This window comes from Blautia difficilis (assembly GCF_014297245.1).
GTDB lineage: Bacteria > Bacillota > Clostridia > Lachnospirales > Lachnospiraceae > Blautia_A > Blautia_A difficilis.
In genome coordinates, this window is the sequence record NZ_JACOQG010000014.1 from 28,136 (window position 1) to 48,494 (window position 20,359).

Sequence of the window (20,359 nt, forward strand, 5' to 3'; positions counted from 1 at the left end):
AGTGAGACTGATCGTGTTATCTGAGAAAGGAAGTATATGAATAATTTAGAATTACAGAAGTGTATTCTGGGACCGGTTTATACAAACTGTTATTTCCTGAAAAATAAAGTAACCGGTGAGATGATCATCATTGATCCGGCAGACTGTCCGGAAAAGATTGAACAGAAGGTTATGCAGATGGACGGGAAGCCTGTGGCAATTCTTCTGACTCATGGACATTTTGACCATATTACAGCTGTGGAAGCAGTAAAAGAAAAATACCATATTCCGGTCTATGCCTGTCGTCAGGAAGAAGAGATGCTGAGAGAACCCGTTATGAATATGACCTGTCATTACGAAAAAAGTTGTTCGATAGTGCCGGATGTTTTTTTGGATGACCTGGATGTATTCCGGACAGCTGGTTTTTCGATACAGATAATTCATACTCCCGGACATACTAAAGGAAGCTGCTGCTATTATTTGAAGGATGAAGGTGTCTTATTTAGCGGAGATACCTTATTCTGTGGCTCTGTTGGGAGAACTGATTTTCCGGGAGGCAGTGCTTCGGATATTGTGAGAAGTCTGCATAAGCTTCTGGATTCACTTCCGGAAGAGACTGAGGTTTATCCCGGACATGATGTATCTACTACTATTGGTTATGAAAAGAGGTATAATCCATTTGTATAAAATAGATATTTTATTTCTGGACAGAGAATTTGAGCATGATGTTTATGAACTGATAAAAGCATTTTATCCCGAAGCGGAGATACATACTCTATATGATGAAGCGGAAGCAGGAGAGTATGACCTCCGCTTCCGTGTGGAACGAGAGAATGAAACATATAAAATAAGCTATGATCGCAGGGAGAATGTAACAGCAGGTTTTACAGAAAGAAAAGGTGTTGCTTCGGCAGATGTGATAGGAGAAGATAAACTGACTGTAAAAGATCCTCATGCTTTGCGAAAAGAGAATAAGGATGCGTTGAAATATGCGTTGTATCAGCTTCTGGTTAAACTGACCGGGCGTACTCTTCCCTGGGGAAATCTCACAGGAATCCGTCCGGCAAAGCTGGCAATGGGAATGATTGAGTCCGGGATGAAGAACACCGAGGCTGCCCGGGAAATGCGGGAGAAATATTTAGTCAGTCCGGAAAAAACTGCCCTTGCTGTTACAATTGCAAATAGAGAGAGGGAGATTTTAAAGGATATTGATTATGAGAATGGTTATAGTCTCTATATAGGAATCCCTTTCTGTCCAAGTATTTGTCTGTATTGCTCTTTCAGTTCCTATCCTTTGAAAGTGTGGGAAAAGAGAACGGACGAATATGTAGAGGCACTCTGTAAAGAAATCAGGGAAACAGCATTTCTAATGCAGGGTAGAAAATTGGACACAATCTACATCGGTGGGGGAACTCCAACAACGCTTCTGCCCCATCAGCTGCGTAAGCTTCTGGATACGTTAGGAGAGGCGTTTGGATATGAGGGTCTTGCTGAATTTACAATTGAGGCCGGAAGACCGGACAGTATTACCAGGGAGAAGCTTCAGGCAATCCGGGAGTATCCGGTAACCAGGATTTCTGTAAATCCCCAGACAATGAATCAGGAAACCCTGGACCTCATAGGCAGACGCCATACAGTAGAACAGACCAGGGAGGCTTTTTATCTGGCAAGGGAACTGGGATATGATAATATCAATATGGATCTGATCGTGGGACTTCCGGGGGAAGATATTTCTATGGTTGAGCGTACACTTGAGCAGATACAGGAGCTTGCACCGGATAGTATGACGGTTCATTCGCTGGCTGTAAAACGTGCGGCCCGCCTGAATATTTTCAAAGAAAAATATCAGGAAATGTCCTTTGAGAATAATCAGGAGATCATGGATCTGACCATGAAAACTGCATATGAGATGGGAATGGGACCATATTATCTGTACAGACAGAAAAATATGAAGGGAAATTTCGAAAATGTTGGCTATGCAAAGGTTGACAAAGCCGGAATTTACAATATACTGATTATGGAGGAAAAACAGCCGATCATTGCTCTTGGAGCAGGAGGTTCCTCCAAGTTGGTTTTTGATCACGGAAAAAGAATTGAACGAGTGGAAAATGTAAAGGATGTTTCCAATTATATTTCCCGTATTGATGAGATGATCCAGAGAAAACGGACAGCAATTGATAAATGGCTTTAAGTATTTGGAGGTAAGGTTTTGAATGCAGCACTGAAGACGACATCCGGATCAGAAAAGCGTATTCTTGAATTTGATCTTTCAGCAGAACTGCATCACGGAGTTGTAGTCAGCAATCTGGCTTATGCAGTGGCGGAAGAATTGGGATTGCCCCATGACCAGTGTTATCAGCTTGCCATTGCCGGAATGCTTCATGATATTGGTAAACTGAAACTTACAGGGTATATTAATGGACAGGAAAGAGACCCTCTGGTTATTGAGGAACTGAAATATGTACGGATGCATTCCACACTGGGATATGAGGAACTAAAGGGACAGGGGTATTCGGACTTTGTTCTGCAAAGTATCCTGTATCATCATGAGAATTATGATGGCAGCGGTTACCCTTCCAATAAAGCTGGGAAGGAAATTCCTATAGGAGCCCGAATCCTCAGAGTCTGCGATGTATATGCAGCTTTGACCTCTGACAGGCCTTACAGAAAAGGGTTTGATATGGGGACAGTGATGGAACTGATGATTGATGAAGTGAAAAATTTTGATATGCAGGTTTTTTTGGCATTCCAGAGAGTAGTTCATAAAGAGAAAGCCTGACAGGATAAGAGGAGGAAAAAAATGGCATTAAAGAAGAAACCGGTAACCGGTATGAAGGATATTTTACCAAGAGAGATGGAAATCCGGAATTATGTGATGAACATGATTCGTGAGACTTATGGAACATTTGGATTTTCTGCAATTGAGACCCCATGTGTAGAGCATATTGAGAATCTTTGCAGTAAACAGGGTGGCGAGAATGAAAAGCTTATTTTCAAGATATTAAAACGTGGAGAAAAGCTGAAACTGGATAAGGCAGAATCAGAGGCGGATCTGGTGGATTCCGGTCTTCGTTATGATTTGACTGTTCCGCTTTCCAGATATTATTCCAATAATGCCAATGAGCTTCCTGCTCCTTTTAAGGCACTTCAGATGGGAAATGTATGGAGGGCAGACAGACCTCAGAGAGGTCGTTTCCGTCAGTTTATGCAGTGTGATATTGATATTTTGGGAGAGCCCACTTATCTGGCAGAAATTGAACTGGTACTTGCAACAACTACACTGCTGGGTAAACTGGATTTTCATAATTTTACAATTCGTATTAATGACAGAAAGATCCTGAAAGCAATGGCACAGTACAGTGGATTCCCACAGGAGAGCTTTGACACAGTATTTATCATTCTGGACAAAATGGACAAGATCGGTCTGGAAGGTGTGGCAGAGGAACTGGAAAAAGAAGGGTTTGCAAAGGAATGTATTGATACTTATCTGGGTATGTTCCAGGAAATTACTTCAGACATTCAGGGCGTGCGTTTTTGCAAGGACAAATTGAAGGATGTATTGGATCCAAAGGTTGCAGAGGATCTGGAAACAATTATCACTACAGTGGAATCTGTAAAATCAGCAGACTTTAAAATGGCATTTGATCCCACACTGGTTCGTGGAATGTCTTATTATACAGGTCCGATTTTTGAAATTTCCATGGATGAGTTTGGCGGCAGCGTTGGCGGCGGCGGACGTTATGATGAGATGATCGGTAAATTTACAGGCAACAATACTTCTGCCTGTGGATTTTCTATCGGATTTGAGAGAATCGTTATGCTGCTTCTGGAGAGAGATTACCAGATTCCTACAAAAAATGGAAAGAAAGCATATCTTATCGAGAAAAATATGCCTGCAGATAAGCTTCTGAAGATTCTGGAACAGGCCAGAGAAGAAAGAAATGCCGGAACACAGGTTAATATTTCGATTATGAAGAAAAACAAAAAATTCCAGAAGGATCAGATGAATGCTGAAGGATATACAGAATTTGTAGAATTTTTCAGAGATAAAATGTAAGCCTACTGAACAATTATTTATAAATTATAAAATCAGGAAAAGAGGAAAAACCATGGCAGAAAGTATGCAGGGACTGCACAGAACATGCCGATGTGCAGAAGTGACAAAAGAAATGAAGGGCAAAGAAATCGTTCTTATGGGATGGGTTCAGAAAGCCCGTGATAAAGGCGGCATTATTTTTGTGGATTTAAGAGACCGTTCAGGAATTATGCAGCTGATTTTTGAGAATGGAAGCATTGATGCAGATGGATTTGCAAAAGCAGGAAAACTTCGCAGCGAATTTGTAATTGCAGTTACCGGTGTTGTAGAAGAAAGAGGTGGTGCTGTTAATAAAAATCTGGCAACAGGTGAGATTGAGCTTCGTGTAAACTCTCTTCGTGTGTTGTCAGAAGCAGAGGTTCCGCCATTTCCAATCGAAGAGAACTGTAAGACAAAAGACGAGATCAGACTGAAATATCGTTATCTGGATTTGAGAAGACCTGACATTCAGAAAAATATTATGCTGAAGAGCAAAGTAATGATGCTTACCAGACAGTTTTTTGCAAAGGAGGGATTCATGGAAATTGAAACTCCTATGCTTGGAAAGAGTACTCCTGAGGGAGCCAGAGATTACCTGGTACCGTCCAGAGTTCATCCGGGACATTTTTATGGACTGCCTCAGTCTCCGCAGCTTTACAAACAGCTTCTGATGTGTTCTGGATATGATCGTTACATTCAGATAGCAAGATGTTTCCGTGATGAGGATCTTCGTGCGGACAGACAGCCTGAATTTACACAGATCGATATGGAGCTTTCTTTTGTAGATGTAGATGATGTTATTGATGTAAATGAGAGATTCCTGGCATATCTGTTTAAAGAAGTTCTGGATGTTGAAGTAAAACTTCCGATTCAGCGTATTACCTGGCAGGAGGCTATGGACAGATTTGGATCTGATAAACCGGATATGCGTTTTGGCATGGAACTTCATGATGTAAGTGACGTAGTTAGAAATTGTGGTTTCAGCGTATTTACCTCTGCGCTGGAGAATGGCGGAAGTGTCCGTGGTATCAATGCAGAAGGACAGGGCGCTATGCCACGTAAAAAGATTGATAAGCTGGTTGAATTTGCCAAAGGATACGGTGCCAAAGGCCTGGCATATATTGCCATTGCAGAAGATGGCACAAGAAAATCTTCTTTTGCAAAATTTATGACAGAAGAAGAGATGGATGCAATAGTGGCTGCTATGGATGGTAAGCCAGGAGACCTTCTTCTCTTTGCTGCAGATAAAAAGAAGCTGGTTTATGATGTATTGGGTGCCCTTCGTCTGGAGCTTGCGAAACAGATGGAACTTTTGGATAAGAATGAGTATCGTTTTGTATGGGTAACAGAGTTCCCACTTCTTGAGTGGAGTGAGGAAGAGAACCGTTTTACAGCAATGCACCATCCATTTACAATGTTGATGGAAGAGGATCTGCCATTACTGGATACAGATCCGGGTAAGGTTCGTGCAAAGGCTTATGATATTGTTCTTAATGGTAATGAGATTGGTGGTGGAAGCGTTCGTATTCATCAGGATGACATTCAGGAAAGAATGTTTAAAGAACTTGGATTCACCAAAGAAGAAGCTCATGAGCAGTTTGGATTCCTTCTGGATGCATTCAAATATGGAGTTCCGCCTCACGCAGGGCTGGCTTATGGACTGGATCGTCTGGTTATGCTTATGGCAAAGGTTGACAGCATCCGTGATGTAATTGCATTCCCGAAGGTAAAGGATGCTTCCTGTCTGATGACTCAGTCACCGAGTGTGGTAAGTGAAGCACAGCTTAAAGAACTGGATCTGGAAGTAAGACCGGAGGAAGAAGAAAACTGAAAATGACGCTTACAATTTCGTGTTTTTTGATTGTATGCCCCATGGTTTTTCTTGCAGGATTTGTGGATTCTATTGCAGGCGGCGGAGGTTTGATCTCCCTGCCTGCATATTTGCTTGCGGGAGTTCCCATGCACAATGCCATAGCAACGAATAAGCTGTCCTCTGCAACAGGTACAGCAATTTCCACAGTTCGTCTGTGCAAAAACAAATTTGTGGACTGGGGATTGGCATTTCCCTGTATTTCCATGGCATTATTGGGCTCTTTTGCAGGGGCACATCTGGCGTTGACAGCAAGCGACAAACTTTTGAAATGGATGTTGATTCCCATACTTCCCATTGTGGCTTTTTATGTTTTGAAAAAGAAAAATCTGGAAGAAAATATTCAGACTGACATTTCCAGAAGAAAGCAATGGCTTCTGTGTGCTGCGTGCTCTTTGGCAGTGGGGTGTTATGATGGATTTTATGGACCGGGAACCGGCACATTTCTTCTGATTCTTTATACAGGGGTGGCAAAACTTCCGGTATCAAAAGCTTCGGGGACTATGAAGCTTGCAAATCTTTCTTCCAATATTATGGCTCTTGCTGTATTTTTATTTAGTGGTAAAATTGTAATTCTTCTGGGACTTGCAGCTTCTGTTTTTTCAATTGCAGGACATTATGTAGGGTCTGGGATGGTAATGAAAAATGGGAGTAAAATTGTGCGCCCGATTATTCTTGTAGTACTGGCACTTCTGTTCATTAAGATTATTACCGGTATGTGAGAAAAGATTTCTGTATCATAAAAATGGTTTCATAAACTTGGACGAGCTTGTTTATGAAACCATTTTTATTATTGTTTTTTGGATTATGATTTTGAATCAGAAGAATCATCTAAGGGTGAGGTAGTTAAAGTGCCAAAGATTGCATCTCCCAGAGTATGTCCTTCGTCCTGTAATTTCCATGAAGTACCGTCATTGATCAGTACAAAATCTACATTGGAGGTAGCAGAGGCGGTGTTATTTTCAATGCTTTTCAAAAGCAGATCCAGAGATTTATCATATCGCTTTTGAGATCCGTCAATGACGGAATCTGGAGATGCAAGATAATCATCCAGGCTGTGTTGATAATCGCTGAGAATAGCATTGCTGTCAAAAGTTGTGATTTCCGTAGTGACAGTAGCATTATAGCCATTGACGCTGCTTGTCTTGATTTTGAAATTGAAATTCTTATGTATCTGTTCTACAAGTGCTTCTGCAATAGAGTTCTTTACAGAATCAGAGGTATTCATTATATCTACAACACCAAGATAAGAGCTCATTTCTTCAAGATTCATTTTTTTTAGTGTATTGAAGTATACGGTTAGAGTATCTTCAGGAGAAAGAATATCGGGATCGGACAGATAGACCATGAGACCGCCGACAAGATCATTTTCCAGGGAATAATTCCGTCTGATCTCCCATTTCTCTTTTTTACCGTTACCTTTATTGGTCAGTTGAATGGTAGAATCTGTTACTGTTGAATCATACTTATTATTTGTGAGAAGCTGATTCAGTATTAGATAATGACCTTCCAGAGATTTGGAGGAATCTTTAATATTTCCTGTTTTTGCCTGGGCGGTTTCTGTGATTTTGGTTCTGAGCAGTTCTGCTGCAAAATCTGCTGCAAGAGACTTGGCATCAATAGTGGTAAGCTCAAGAGAAGCCTGGGCATTTTTTTTATCTTCGTCGACGCTGACATCCAGAATTTTATAATCAAATTGCTGGAAGAAAAGAGAAAATACATTCTGTATTTCGTCGGACAGTTTGGTATTTTCTGTTGCATCCGGAAACATCTCAGTATAGGAAATATATTTTTGGGTTGTGTCAGAATCCAGATTTTTCAGTTGATCCAGTTCACTTTTGATTACTTCTTCTGCATCCGAGCTGTCTGTACGGGAGCAGCCACAGAGCATAGACAGAGCCAGTACCAACAGTAATGAGAAGAGAACCGGGAGGAGACGTTTGATAATCTTCATACGTATTCTTTCCTTTCAAAATAATTCCACATTATTTTACCAGATTTTTTTTAAAATGTCAAAAATGTATAAATTATGAATGAATTTCATAAAAAAATAGTGAAAAAATTGTGAAATCTGCATCATTTAGCGCCAAAGCTTTCCTTTTCGAGAGGAATCTGCTATTATAGGAAAGTAAAGATTTCGGCTGCTGAAAAGAAAGAGTGTATAATAGTGGAAGTAAGTAGGCATACAACAGCAGCAAGGAGGTAATTATGAAGAAACGAATTCTTATCGTTTTGGGAATCCTTATCGCAGCCGGTGCTATTGGTACGGGTGTCTGGTATCATTTTTATGGCAACGGTCAGAGTGGAAATGATGATTCCATTGTATATGTTTCCAAGGTCAGTGTTCTTACCGGAGTGGAGTCAGCGGCAACGAATCGTTTTGCCGGAGTGGTAGAACCCCAGGAAACGGTGAGTGTTAAGATAGAGAGTGGACGTAAGGTAAAGGAAGTTCAGGTAAAGACCGGAGATGAGGTTAAGGCCGGACAGCTTCTTTTTGAATATGATCTCAGCAGCATTCAGGATGATCTGCAGCAGGCAAAATTGGAACTGGACAGGCTGAAAAATGAACAAGTGAGCCTTACAGAGCAGATTGCTACTTTGGAAGCAGAGAAGAAGAAAGCAAAGTCAGAGAATCAGCTTTCCTATACAATTGAAATCGAAACCAATAAAATGAATCTGAAAAAAAATGAATATAATCAGAAGAGTAAGACTGCAGAAATTGAAAAGCTCCAGAATGCTACCGGCAATACAGAGGTGAGAAGTGAAATTGACGGTGTGATTCAGAAAATCGATACATCCAAAATGACCAGTGATGACGGGGATACAGTGGATGACAGTGATTCTTCAGATGTAATGTCAGGCGGAAGCGGCAATTCTGACAGTTCTGCTTTTATTACGATTCTGAGTACTGGTTCCTACAGAGTGAAAGGAAAGGTAAATGAGCAGAACAGAGATTCTGTTGTTCCTGGAGAAGCTGTGATCATCCGTTCCCGGGTGGACAGCACAAAGACATGGAAAGGAACCATGGGAAGTATTGATATGAATAATGGAACATCGGAGAGCAATGATGATATGTCTATGATGGGTATGGGCAGCAGCTCAGATGAACAGACAACATCTACCTCCTATCCATTTTATGTGGAGTTGGATTCTTCTGACGGATTGATGCTGGGACAGCATGTATATATAGAAAGAGATATCGGGCAGGATGAACAGAAGGAAGGCCTGTGGCTCAGTGATTATTATATTGTGGATGCTGATACTAACGAGCCTTATGTATGGGCTGCCAATGATAAGAAAAAGCTGGAAAAAAGATATATAACTCTTGGAAAGCATGACGATGATCTGGGCGAATATGAGATTATTGACGGACTGACCAAGAAGGATAGTATTGCGTTTCCTACAGATGCCCTGAAGGAAGGGGAGACTACAGAAGAGGGAGATATTACCCAGACTCTTGGTGAAGGTGAGGATAATCTCAGTATGGATATGACAGGAGCAGACAGTTATGCAATGCCGGATGATTCTGTGGATATGGAACCCATAGAAGAGAGTACTGACGAAGACGTTGAGAATTTTGATGATTCTGAGGATACACTGGATCCAAATGAGGATCTGATCCCTATGGATGAAGCTCCGGGTATAAGTGCGGATGAGGATACGGAGGGAATTCAATGATACTGGAATTAAAAGGGATTTATAAAGAGTACCAGCAGGGAAAGATGAAGGTTCCGGTATTAAAAGATGTGAATTTTTCTATGGAAGAGGGAGAATATGTAGCAATTATGGGACCTTCCGGTTCAGGAAAGACCACACTTATGAATATCATAGGCTGCCTGGATAAACAGACAGAGGGAACCTTTTACCTGGACGGACAGGATATTAAAGCCTGTTCTGAAAATGCAATGTCGGATATCAGACTTCATAAAATCGGTTTTGTATTCCAGAGCTTTCATCTTCTCCCAAAGCAGAGCGCGCTGGCAAATGTGGAAATGCCCTTAAATTATGCCAGGGTTCCAAAGAAGGAACGTAGAGAAAGGGCGCGGAAGGCATTGGAAAGAGTGGGACTTGCAGATCGTGTGGATTTTAAGCCGAATCAGTTGTCCGGAGGACAGATGCAGAGAGTTGCTATTGCAAGGGCAATTGTGAATAATCCAAAGCTTCTGCTGGCAGATGAGCCAACAGGTGCTCTGGACAGTAAATCGGGAGCTCAGGTAATGGAGCTTTTTCAGAGACTGAATGAGGAAGGCGTATCAGTGCTTATGATCACTCATGACGCGGAGATTGCTTCCCATGCAAAAAGGGTGGTTACCATAAAAGATGGTATCCTTCAGGAAAAGAGGTGATTTCATGGGAAAATCCAGAAAAATAATCACCGGTATACTGGTAGTGGCTCTGGCAGGTACCGGAATTGGTGCGGGACTGATGCAGATGAAAAAAAACAGTGTGAAGACAGTAAATGTCACACCAGTCAGTGGCCTTCTGCAGCAGTATTATTCCAGCAATACTACCATTGATGGAACCGTAACAGCCAGTGCCACCCAGACTGTAAGCGGGGATAAAGACCTGATTGTTGATCAGGTGTACGTAGCCAAGGGAGATGCTGTAAAAAAAGGAGATCCGCTGATTTCTTTTGATACTACTCTTGTAGAGATGGAGTTAAATATTGCAAAACTGAAAAAACAGAAACAGGAACAGGATTTGAACAAAGCACAGGCCAGACTGAAAAGCCTTCAGAATGGCGGTCCGGTGGAAGAGTCTGACGGAGGAGCAAATGCAGACAGTTCAGATGTTCCTGGTAGCAGTGCCGCAGATTCCGGGGATGATCTGACTCCAGATAGAACTTTATCTTCTGCTGCAGATATGAACGGTAATTATCTGGCTGTAGCATTCCGTCCCCTGTTGTTGAATGCTTTTACAGATGGAGGAGAGGTGGACGGAGAGACGGAAGCTGTTGAAGAAATAGAGAATGGGCAGAGTGAGGAAACGAATACCAAAGAAGATACAGAACAAAGTATTAATGATACACCTGCTTATGGAGATCCTTCTGCCAGTGATTTCGGAGATGGAACAGAGAATTCCTTTGATGATTCTTCGCAGCTGACACCAACACCTACACCAACCATCGATCAGAATATGACAGATGGTGAAGAGCCTTTTTATCAGAAGCTGGATGGTAAGACTATCCCCTATACAGGAACCGGTACAGAGGAGGATCCATATATATTTCTGTGCAGCAGTGCCAAAGAAAAGGTTACTGTGACAGGTGGCTTTTTCAATAAAATGGCAGGCTATAGTGAGGACGGAACCCAGATAGAGCATCAGGGAGGATACTGGTATCAGCTGGAATTTCATCAGTCAGATAAAATTAGAAATTACGAAGACCGTAAAGAATCCTGTACAGGATATTATCTGATTAACGGAAGCTTGTTGGAGAAGCCAGTATATGAGTTTGCAGAGGTGGAATTTACTCTGGCAGATGCATCCAGATATGAAAATGATGATGCAGATAACGATGGCAGTGGCGGTGAAGACAGTACCAAACCTGCAGGGACAACTGTTTCCAGGGCAGATGCGATTAAATATCAGAACAGTAAGATAGCAAGTCTGAAGTTGGATATCCAGGAGAGTGATATTAAAATCTCACAACTGGAAAAGAAAGCAAATAAGAAGCTTGTAAGCAGTAAGCTGGATGGAACTGTTTCTTATGTGGGAGATGTGTCCAGTGGTACAACTACAGATGGTAAAGCGTTGCTCAAGGTAAAGAGCGCAGATGGTTACTATGTAGTAGGTGCTGTCAGCGAATTGATGCTGGATACTGTGAAAGAAGGTACAAAGTTAAGCTGTACCAGTTATACATCAGGACAATTTGAGGCGGAAATTATGGATGTATCTGAATATCCGGTAGATTCTTACAATTATTATGGAGATAATAATCCCAATGTGTCCTATTATGCATTTACCGCTGTTGTTGACGATAAAAGCCTGCAGTTTGATACACCGGATTATGTAATGGTGGAGTTCCAGAATTCAGCAGTTGATAATGGTAGCATGGTTTTATCCAAGGCTTTTGTAAAAAGTGAAAACGGAAAAAACTATGTGTACAAGGATGATAACGGAATTCTGAAAAAGCAGGAAATCAGAGTGGGCGCAATTGTGGATGGTGGTTATGATATTATCATCAAGGGCGGTATCAGCATCGATGATAAGTTGGCATTCCCTTATGGTAAGGATGCTGTTGAGGGCGCAAAAACTAACGAGGTAACTTTGGACTATATGTATAATCAATAGTAAGAAGGGAGAAATTTTATGATTGAAAATATACGCCTGGCTTTTCAGGGAATATGGTCACATATGATGAGATCCTTTCTGACAATGCTTGGTATTATTATTGGTATTGCTTCTATTATAGCAATTGTATCTACCATCAAGGGAACCAGTGAGCAGATTAAGGAAGATCTTATCGGATCTGGTTCCAATACGGTAAATATCTATCTGTATGATGGTGACAATCGGTATGATTCAGAGTATGGCTCTACTACAAGTCAGACACCGATTTTCACAGATGATGTCAAAGATAAGATTCATGATCTGGATCACGTAGAGAATGCAACTTTTTATTACAACAGTTCGAATGCAACTATTTATAATAATAACAATAGCCTTCAGGGCGGAAGTGTCTATGGTATTGATGTGAATTATCTGGCAACCTGTGGCTATGTGGTTCAGTCTGGAAGAGGATTTGTGACGGATGATTATAAAAAATATAATAAGGTAGCGCTGATTGATGACAATGCTGCACAGAATCTGTTTCCCTCGGAGAATCCTGTAGGGAAAACTGTGGAAATTAATCAGGAACCTTATATAGTGGTAGGCGTGATCCGCCAGAATGAAAATTATCAGCCAACGATCAATAATCTTACCGATTATTATACATATCAGGAGAATATTATTGGAAATGTGATGATTCCTGACAGCTGTTGGCCAATTTCCTTTAAATTTGATGTGCCCCAGAATGCAGTGGTAAAAGCTGACAGTACGGATACTATGAGTACAGTGGGAAATGATGCAGCTGAGGTGCTGAATGAGATGATTCCTTCAGCAGGAAACGGAAAGACATCTACTTTGAAATATAAGGCAGATGATATTATGAAGCAGGTAAGAAATATGCAGAAGCTGAGTGAAAGTACAAACAATCAGCTGATTTGGATCGCAAGTATATCCTTACTGGTTGGAGGCATTGGTGTTATGAACATTATGCTTGTGTCAGTCACGGAGCGTACCAAAGAGATTGGTCTGAAAAAGGCTATTGGTGCACGCAAAAAGACAATACTGGGTCAGTTTTTGACAGAGGCTTCTGTACTTACCAGTATTGGAGGCATTATCGGAGTTGTAACCGGCATCGGACTTTCCAAGGTTGTGGGAAAAGTAACAGGTTCGCCCACTGCTATCAGTATTCCGTCTATTGTGGTAGCTGTACTTTTTTCTACAGTGATCGGTGTGGTATTTGGTTTGCTTCCGTCTGTAAAGGCAGCAAATCTGAATCCGATTGATGCACTTAGAAGTGAATAAGATGAAAGGAATGCACTGACGATGAAAGTCAGTGCTTCTTTTTTGAGTAAATATACAATTCTTTTATAATTTTACAATTTGAAAAAGCTTTGAAAAATTTTACGCTATAAATTTTAAATTCCGGATTGAGATAGCCCCCAAATTATGTTAAACTAAACACAGTATGTATTTTTACATTGCATAGATATCAAGTTAGGGGCAAAATGCCTTTTGACCCTAACATCATTTTATTTATATGAAGGATGAATCAGAAGTAAAGGAGAAATGTATATGGGAAAAGTGGCCATTGTCACAGACAGTAACAGCGGCATAACACAGGACCTGGCCAGGGATCTGGGAGTTAGTGTGATTCCTATGCCTTTTTATATTAATGAGAAGCTTTATCTGGAAGGGATTACTCTTTCTCAGGAAGAGTTTTATGAGCGTTTGAAAAATGAGGAATCTATCTCTACTTCGCAGCCGGGACCGGCAGATGTGTGTGGATTATGGAATACACTTCTGGAAAGCTATGATCAGATTGTGCATATTCCAATGTCTAGCGGACTCAGTGCTTCTTGTGATACAGCCAGCGGACTGGCTCGGGAATATGACGGAAAAGTACAGGTAGTGGATAATCAGAGAATTTCTGTTACACAAAAACAGTCTGTACTGGATGCACTGACATTGAGAGATGCAGGCAGAGATGCCCTGCAGATCAGACAGGTTTTAGAGGAACAGAAATCAGATTCCAGTATTTATATTACTTTGGAAACTTTGAAATATCTGAAAAAGGGCGGCAGGATCACTCCTGCAGCGGCAGCAATCGGAACGGTTTTGAATTTAAAGCCGGTATTACAGATCCAGGGTGATAAGCTGGATGCCTATTCCAAGACTAGAGGTAAGAAACAGGCTAAGCGGGTTATGGTGAAAGCTATGCAGAATGATTGGGAAAATCGTTTTGCTGAATATGTAAAGCGTGGAGAAATGTGCCTGCAGTCTGCCTATGCAGGAAATGAGGAGGAGGCTCTGGAGTTTAAGGAAGAACTGAAAGAGGCTTTTCCGGGGCAGGAGATAGTTTTAGATCCCTTATCTCTGAGTGTGGCCTGTCATATTGGATATGGAGCAGTAGCAGTAGCTTGTTCCAGAAGAGTCGTTGTAAAATAAACTTTTAGGAAAGATGTATTTCTGAGAGAATAATATTTAGTTGAGGAGTTAATAGAATGAAGAAACTGATGGAACAGATGGCGGAAGAACTTTCCGCAGCATTTGAAAAAGCCGGATACGACCCATCCTACGGAAAAGTAACCGTATCCAACAGACCGGATCTTTGCGAATTTCAGTGCAACGGTGCCATGGCAGGAGCCAAAGCATACAAGAAGGCACCGTTTATGATCGCTGATGATGTAGTAGCATATTTGAAAGATAGCCAGGTTTTCTCCATGGCAGAAGTCGTAAAACCAGGATTTATCAATCTGAAAGTAAAAGGTGAATTCCTTGCAGACTACTTAAAGGAAATGGCAGCAGACGAGAAACTTTCCGTATCTGCAGCAAAAGAGCCGAAGACGATCATCATTGACTACGGCGGACCCAATGTTGCCAAACCTCTTCATGTAGGACACCTTCGTTCTGCAATCATTGGCGAGAGCATTAAGAGAATCGGCCGTTATGTAGGACATAAAGTAATCGGTGATGTTCATCTGGGAGACTGGGGTCTTCAGATGGGACTGATCATTACAGAACTGAAACACAGAAAACCGGAGCTGGTTTATTTTGATGATTCTTACACAGGAGAATATCCGAAGGAAGCACCATTTACGATCAGCGAACTGGAAGAAATTTATCCATGTGCAAGTGGCAAATCCAAAGAGGATGAAGCGTACAGAAACGAAGCTCTGGAAGCAACTCATCTTCTTCAGCAGGGCAAACCGGGATACATGGCTCTCTGGAACCATATCATGAACGTATCCGTTACAGACCTGAAACGCAACTATGACAAATTAAACGTATCTTTTGATCTCTGGAAAAAGGAATCCGATGCACAGCCATATATTCCAGGAATGGTTGAGGAGATGAAAGAAAAAGGCTTTGCCTATGTAGATCAGGGTGCACTTGTAGTAGATGTAAAAGAAGAGAACGACACAAAAGAGATCCCTCCATGTATGCTTCTGAAATCAGACGGAGCTTCTCTTTATACAACTACAGACCTTGCAACAATCGTAGAGCGTATGAAATTATTTAACCCGGATGAGATCCTGTATGTGGTAGACAAACGTCAGGAACTTCACTTCATCCAGGTATTCCGCTGTGCAAGAAAGACCAGGCTTGTAAAAGATGATACAAAGCTTTCCTTCCTTGGATTCGGAACCATGAACGGAAAAGACGGCAAACCGTTCAAGACAAGAGAGGGCGGCGTTATGCGTCTGGAAACTCTCATTAAAGACATCAACGAAGAGATGTTTACCAAGATTGTTGAGAACCGCAGCGTAAAAGATAAAGATGCGAAAGAAACTGCAGAAATCGTAGGACTTTCCGCCATCAAATACGGTGATCTTTCCAACCAGGCTACCAAGGATTACATTTTTGATATTGACAGATTTACATCATTTGAAGGAAACACAGGTCCGTATATCCTTTATACAATTGTTCGTATCAAATCTATTCTGAACCGTTTCAAAGAAGAGGGTGGAAACCTTGAAGCAGGTGCAATCCTTGATCCTGTAAACGACAGTCAGAAAAACCTGATGCTTCAGCTGACAGGTTTCGGTGCAACTGTAGAGAACGCCTTTGAAGAAAAAGCACCGCATAAGATCTGTGCATATATTTACGAAGTATCTAATGCATTCAACAGCTTCTATCATGAGACAAAGATCCTCAGCGAAGAGAACGAAGCACAGAAAGCTTCCTTCATCCAGCTGCTGAAACTCACTAAGAAAGTTCTGGAGACATGCATCGATCTTCTCGGATTCTCTGCACCGGACAGAATGTAAAAATAAAATTCAGTAATAAATCAACTTGTTGCTATAAGCCCTGTTTACATATATTGTAAATGGGGCTTTTCAAAAAGAACGAAGTGTGCTATTCTGTATTTATCTAATCTATGCGTGATGAAATTCTTTCATCATATTTTCCATTTTGTTTTAACAATTGAACAGGAGGTGAACCGGTGAATTTATCTGGAACTGTATTAAAAGGGCGTTACTGTATCCTGGAGCCTGTTGGAAAAGGCGGTGGAGGGAAAGTTTACCTTGCCAGAGATCTGGAACTAGGCGTTTTGTGGGCGGTAAAAGAAATACCGGTATCCGGCAAAAGTGAAGCACGTATGCTTTTGAAGCTTTCACATCCGTCCCTGCCAAAGATGGTAGATTATATAGAAGATAACCGCAAATGCTACCTTGTCATGGAATATGTCAGGGGAAAATCTCTGGGTGAGTATTTAAGAAATGGAAAACATTTTTCCATAAATGAAATCGTTAAATATGGAATGGAAATTTCAGAGGTATTCTCCTATTTTCATGGTCGGAAACCACCGGTTTATTATGGAGATCTGAAGCCTGACAATCTGATGCTGGGTGAGAATGGCAGATTATATCTGATCGATCTGGGCGGTGCTGTAAACGGATATAAATATCATCATAAAGAATGCACAGGCACTGCCGGTTTTGCTGCGCCGGAACAATATGAGGGAAAGATAAATGCAGCAACAGATATTTATACATTTGGAAAAACATTATCTGCCTTATGTGGAAAAACAGATTATCTGTTATTCATCCGGAACATGTCATTATTCTGGCTTATTTTCAGATGCTGTATGAAGAAACCGGAAATGCGTTATCAAAATATGAAGACTGTACAGAAAAAACTAAGCAGAATCCAAAAGAGACAAAACCAGAGTAAAATCAAAAACATGTTGGTTTTGGCAGGAAGTAGTATTGCTTTTGCAGTAATAACTGTTTTTCTTCTGTTTAGTTCTGATTTGGCATCCGGTTCCAAAACATTTGATTTTTATAAAGAGCTAACTGATATTACAGACCTTTATTATCAGGAAGAATTTCAAAATGACAGTAAAGCAGACAGGGAAAAAATTTGTAAACAGGCAGATACCGGACTGCGAAAATTACAAAAACAATGCACAGAAAAAGAAGAGTCCCGAAAGATTTTGCAGCTTCTGGCTGTAAACAGTGAGTATCAGGAAAATTATGAAAATGCAGGATTCTACTATGAGCAAATGCTTCTTTATGATGAAACTTACAGAGCCGGATACGGTGAATATGGAATGTTCCTGTTCCGTACCGGACAAAAGGAAGCCGGTCAGATGCTATGGACAGAATATAAGTTGAAAGAAACAATGTTAGACGATACAGTCAGCAGAAATCTGAGATTGTGGGAAAAGGAGATGACTAAAAGTGAAGAAAAATCATAACAGACTCTGGATTGTGACATTTGTATGTTTATGCCTGTGCCTGACTTCGACTATCTCTGCCATGCAGATGGGAGGCTTTGATATTGATGTAGGAAATGGAGAAAGCAGTAGCTGGCAATGGCAGGAACAGCAGCAGTGGAATCAGAGCAGTTGGGAGAATACGTGGGAAAATAACTGGCAGACTGGAGACAACACATCAGAAACTCCTGCACAGAACGATCAGATCCAGAACAATGGATATCAGTATGATTCTGATACAGGAAACGGAACACAGGATAATATACAGCAATGGAATGGTGTACAGCAGAATAATAACGTTCAGAGTAATAATGCCTGGAATAATAATTCTGCAGGGAATAATCAATCTCAGACGGGTAACAATATGCAGGCAACATCCCAGACGGATAATGAATCCACTGTTAAGATGCCAGAAAATCCCGCTCCAACATCAACACCTGTACCAACACCCAAACCTACGAAACATCCGAAGCCAACAAAAACGTCTAAATCAACTCAGACACCAACGCCTAAGTTATCAAAAAAGAAAAATAAGAAGAAACAAAATAAAGAAGACCAGGGGGATACTGCTGAATACACGCATGTAAAAGATGAATCTGTTAAGTTTTATTGCACACAAAATACAGATAGCTCCCATACCCCGCAAATTCAGATAATATCTCAAGGCTCTGTTCAGATTCTGTCTTTTCGGCTTAACAAAACAGAATGTCCATGGCATTGGGAAGGAGACCGGATCATACCGGAGACAGAAGATAAAAATGTAAAAGAAATAGATGTGTTGGTTATTTCTCAAGGTGGAAAACTGATAAAAATGGATCCCTGGATTTTTTCTGCATAGACGCTTCAGGAAAACAATGCTATAATCTATCATATTATATCAATTTTTCTGAAACAGGAGGAATCTATGTACAAAGTAATTTTGTTTGATTTAGATGGAACATTAACAGAATCCGGAGAGGGTATCACGAAGTCTGTTCAGTATGCACTGGAGAGAATCGGCAAGCCTGAACCGGACCCTGAGAAGCTGAAGGTTTTCGTAGGACCGCCACTTATGGAAATGTTTATGAAATATGCGCAGATTGACGAAGAAACTGCAAAAAAAGCAGTGGAAATTTACAGAGAACGTTATTCTGTAACAGGAATTTTCGAGAATGCAGTATATCCGGGAATTGAGGACATGCTGGCACAGCTAGAGAAGAAAGGGTATATTCTCGCAGTAGCATCCTCTAAACCGGAAGTATATGTGAGACAGATTCTGGATCATTTTGGACTTGCTCGGTACTTTACAGAAATCGGCGGAAGCGAAATGAATGGCCGAAGAACAAACAAGACAGAAGTGATCGAAGAAGTTCTGAAGCGTCTGAATATGGACAAACACAGAGATCAGGTTATTATGGTTGGAGATAAAGAACATGACGTATACGGAGCACGCAAAGCAGGCCTGGAATGCATTGCAGTTTCTTTTGGATATGGAACAGAAGAAGAGCTTAAAAAGGCAGAACCTCTGAAAATTGTTGATTCTGCAGAAGGAATCGTAGATTTTTTCGCCTGAGCCCTCTGCGAAAACAAAATATTGTTTCTAAAATCTGGAGGGCAGGATATCCGGTAGGAATCCACTTTATAATCTCACAGATCGTTGCAGGAACTGCGCTGGCAGTATTTGCAAGAACCGCGGCAAACTCAGCTGAGACATATTATAATTACACGATTTTTCTTACCGGCTTAACAGGAATTCTGGCTATGATCCCGGCATTGTATTTTTATGGAAGAGATAAAGTCAGAAGAATTGCCGGCGGTCTGATCCCGGCACAGAAAAAAGTACCGCTTTCCTTACTGGAAATAATTCTTCTGCTTCTGGCAGGAGCCGGACTTGCACAGTATGGAAATTTCCTGATGGCAATTCTTCAGTCATTTATTAACAGCAGTGCCTACCAGGAAAGCATGACCAGAATTACAGAAGGAAAATCACTTCTTATGATGATTTTCTGGATGGGAATTATTGCACCTGCGGCGGAGGAAATGATCTTCCGCTGGTTAATCTATCTGCGTCTGCGTGACTGGCTGAAGATGCCGGTGGCAGCAGTGATTTCCGGGCTGATATTTGGTATCTATCACGGAAATATCGTACAGGGAATTTACGCAAGTATCCTCGGAACTGCATTTGCATGGATACTGGAAATGAGTGGAAATATTTACAGCAGTATGCTGCTCCATATGGGAGCAAACATCTGGTCACTGCTTATCTCAGAATATGCACTGGATTTGTATTCCATGAAATATGGGGTACAGATTCTCATATTGATCTATCTGATTCTGTTGATCAGTGTGGTATATTGCCTTACCCATTTCGAAAAGATGTGCAGTATAAGAAAAAAGAAAAGAATGATATAAAAATAGAGACAAGATAAAGACATCTGCAATTGTGGAATGACAGTACACATGCAGG

At 41.1% G+C, this 20,359-nt stretch carries 17 protein-coding genes; 16 read left to right on the forward strand and 1 reads right to left on the reverse strand.

Annotation, left to right across the window (positions count from 1 at the left end; all coding sequences use genetic code 11):
• Window positions 1-36 precede the first annotated feature (36 nt).
• From H8Z82_RS09885 to H8Z82_RS09910, 6 genes are read left to right on the forward strand one after another with little or no spacing between them, the layout of a single operon-like run.
• Entirely contained in the window at window positions 37-666 is a 630-nt protein-coding gene (locus H8Z82_RS09885) for an MBL fold metallo-hydrolase (protein ID WP_019162131.1), read from the forward strand.
• Window positions 638-2,170, forward strand: coding sequence for a coproporphyrinogen dehydrogenase HemZ (gene hemZ / locus H8Z82_RS09890; RefSeq protein WP_186995022.1), 1,533 nt, complete (start codon window positions 638-640; stop codon window positions 2,168-2,170). The genes H8Z82_RS09885 and hemZ overlap by 29 nt, the downstream gene beginning before the upstream one ends.
• 18 nt (window positions 2,171-2,188) lie before the next feature.
• Window positions 2,189-2,758, forward strand: a complete 570-nt coding sequence (locus H8Z82_RS09895; RefSeq protein ID WP_186995023.1) for an HD-GYP domain-containing protein — start codon at window positions 2,189-2,191, stop codon at window positions 2,756-2,758.
• 21 nt (window positions 2,759-2,779) lie between these two features.
• Window positions 2,780-4,036 carry a histidine--tRNA ligase gene (gene hisS / locus H8Z82_RS09900; protein WP_186995024.1) on the forward strand — a complete coding sequence of 419 codons (1,257 nt, stop codon included), beginning with the start codon at window positions 2,780-2,782 and terminating at the stop codon, window positions 4,034-4,036.
• A 52-nt stretch (window positions 4,037-4,088) separates the two neighbouring features.
• A complete protein-coding gene (gene aspS, locus H8Z82_RS09905) occupies window positions 4,089-5,885 on the forward strand; it encodes an aspartate--tRNA ligase (RefSeq protein ID WP_186995025.1) in 1,797 nt (598 codons plus the stop codon).
• A 2-nt stretch (window positions 5,886-5,887) separates the two neighbouring features.
• Window positions 5,888-6,646: a sulfite exporter TauE/SafE family protein gene (locus tag H8Z82_RS09910; protein WP_186995026.1), complete on the forward strand. Its 759-nt coding sequence runs from the start codon at window positions 5,888-5,890 to the stop codon at window positions 6,644-6,646.
• A gap of 83 nt (window positions 6,647-6,729) precedes the next feature.
• Here the strand turns inward: H8Z82_RS09910 and H8Z82_RS09915 are convergent, their stop codons facing one another.
• The gene (locus H8Z82_RS09915) at window positions 6,730-7,878 is read right to left on the reverse strand and encodes a hypothetical protein (RefSeq protein WP_186995027.1); all 1,149 of its coding nucleotides are present in this window, start codon (window positions 7,876-7,878) and stop codon (window positions 6,730-6,732) included.
• Window positions 7,879-8,132: 254 nt separating this feature from the next.
• On the opposite strand from H8Z82_RS09915, the gene H8Z82_RS09920 reads away from it, so the two are divergent.
• From H8Z82_RS09920 to H8Z82_RS09965, 10 genes are all read left to right on the forward strand, one after another.
• Entirely contained in the window at window positions 8,133-9,602 is a 1,470-nt protein-coding gene (locus tag H8Z82_RS09920) for an efflux RND transporter periplasmic adaptor subunit (protein WP_186995028.1), read from the forward strand.
• Window positions 9,599-10,270: an ABC transporter ATP-binding protein gene (locus H8Z82_RS09925; RefSeq protein WP_019162123.1), complete on the forward strand. Its 672-nt coding sequence runs from the start codon at window positions 9,599-9,601 to the stop codon at window positions 10,268-10,270. The genes H8Z82_RS09920 and H8Z82_RS09925 overlap by 4 nt, the downstream gene beginning before the upstream one ends.
• Before the next feature lie 4 nt (window positions 10,271-10,274).
• Window positions 10,275-12,215, forward strand: a complete 1,941-nt coding sequence (locus H8Z82_RS09930; RefSeq protein ID WP_186995029.1) for an efflux RND transporter periplasmic adaptor subunit — start codon at window positions 10,275-10,277, stop codon at window positions 12,213-12,215.
• A gap of 18 nt (window positions 12,216-12,233) precedes the next feature.
• Complete coding sequence (locus tag H8Z82_RS09935; RefSeq protein ID WP_186995030.1) at window positions 12,234-13,496, forward strand: ABC transporter permease; 1,263 nt, start codon at window positions 12,234-12,236, stop codon at window positions 13,494-13,496.
• Window positions 13,497-13,766: 270 nt separating this feature from the next.
• Window positions 13,767-14,639, forward strand: coding sequence for a DegV family protein (locus H8Z82_RS09940; RefSeq protein WP_186995031.1), 873 nt, complete (start codon window positions 13,767-13,769; stop codon window positions 14,637-14,639).
• A 56-nt stretch (window positions 14,640-14,695) separates the two neighbouring features.
• Window positions 14,696-16,462 (forward strand): arginine--tRNA ligase, encoded by a 1,767-nt coding sequence (gene argS, locus H8Z82_RS09945; RefSeq protein ID WP_186995032.1) that lies wholly within the window; start codon window positions 14,696-14,698, stop codon window positions 16,460-16,462.
• A 176-nt stretch (window positions 16,463-16,638) separates the two neighbouring features.
• Window positions 16,639-17,895 carry a serine/threonine protein kinase gene (locus H8Z82_RS09950; protein ID WP_186995033.1) on the forward strand — a complete coding sequence of 419 codons (1,257 nt, stop codon included), beginning with the start codon at window positions 16,639-16,641 and terminating at the stop codon, window positions 17,893-17,895.
• Window positions 17,879-18,751: a hypothetical protein gene (locus H8Z82_RS09955; RefSeq protein ID WP_186995034.1), complete on the forward strand. Its 873-nt coding sequence runs from the start codon at window positions 17,879-17,881 to the stop codon at window positions 18,749-18,751. Before H8Z82_RS09950 ends, H8Z82_RS09955 begins: the two co-directional genes overlap by 17 nt.
• A gap of 66 nt (window positions 18,752-18,817) precedes the next feature.
• Window positions 18,818-19,465 (forward strand): HAD family hydrolase, encoded by a 648-nt coding sequence (locus H8Z82_RS09960; RefSeq protein ID WP_019162116.1) that lies wholly within the window; start codon window positions 18,818-18,820, stop codon window positions 19,463-19,465.
• 188 nt (window positions 19,466-19,653) lie between these two features.
• The gene (locus H8Z82_RS09965; protein WP_019162115.1) at window positions 19,654-20,304 is read left to right on the forward strand and encodes a CPBP family intramembrane glutamic endopeptidase; all 651 of its coding nucleotides are present in this window, start codon (window positions 19,654-19,656) and stop codon (window positions 20,302-20,304) included.
• The last annotated feature ends 55 nt before the right edge of the window (window positions 20,305-20,359 follow it).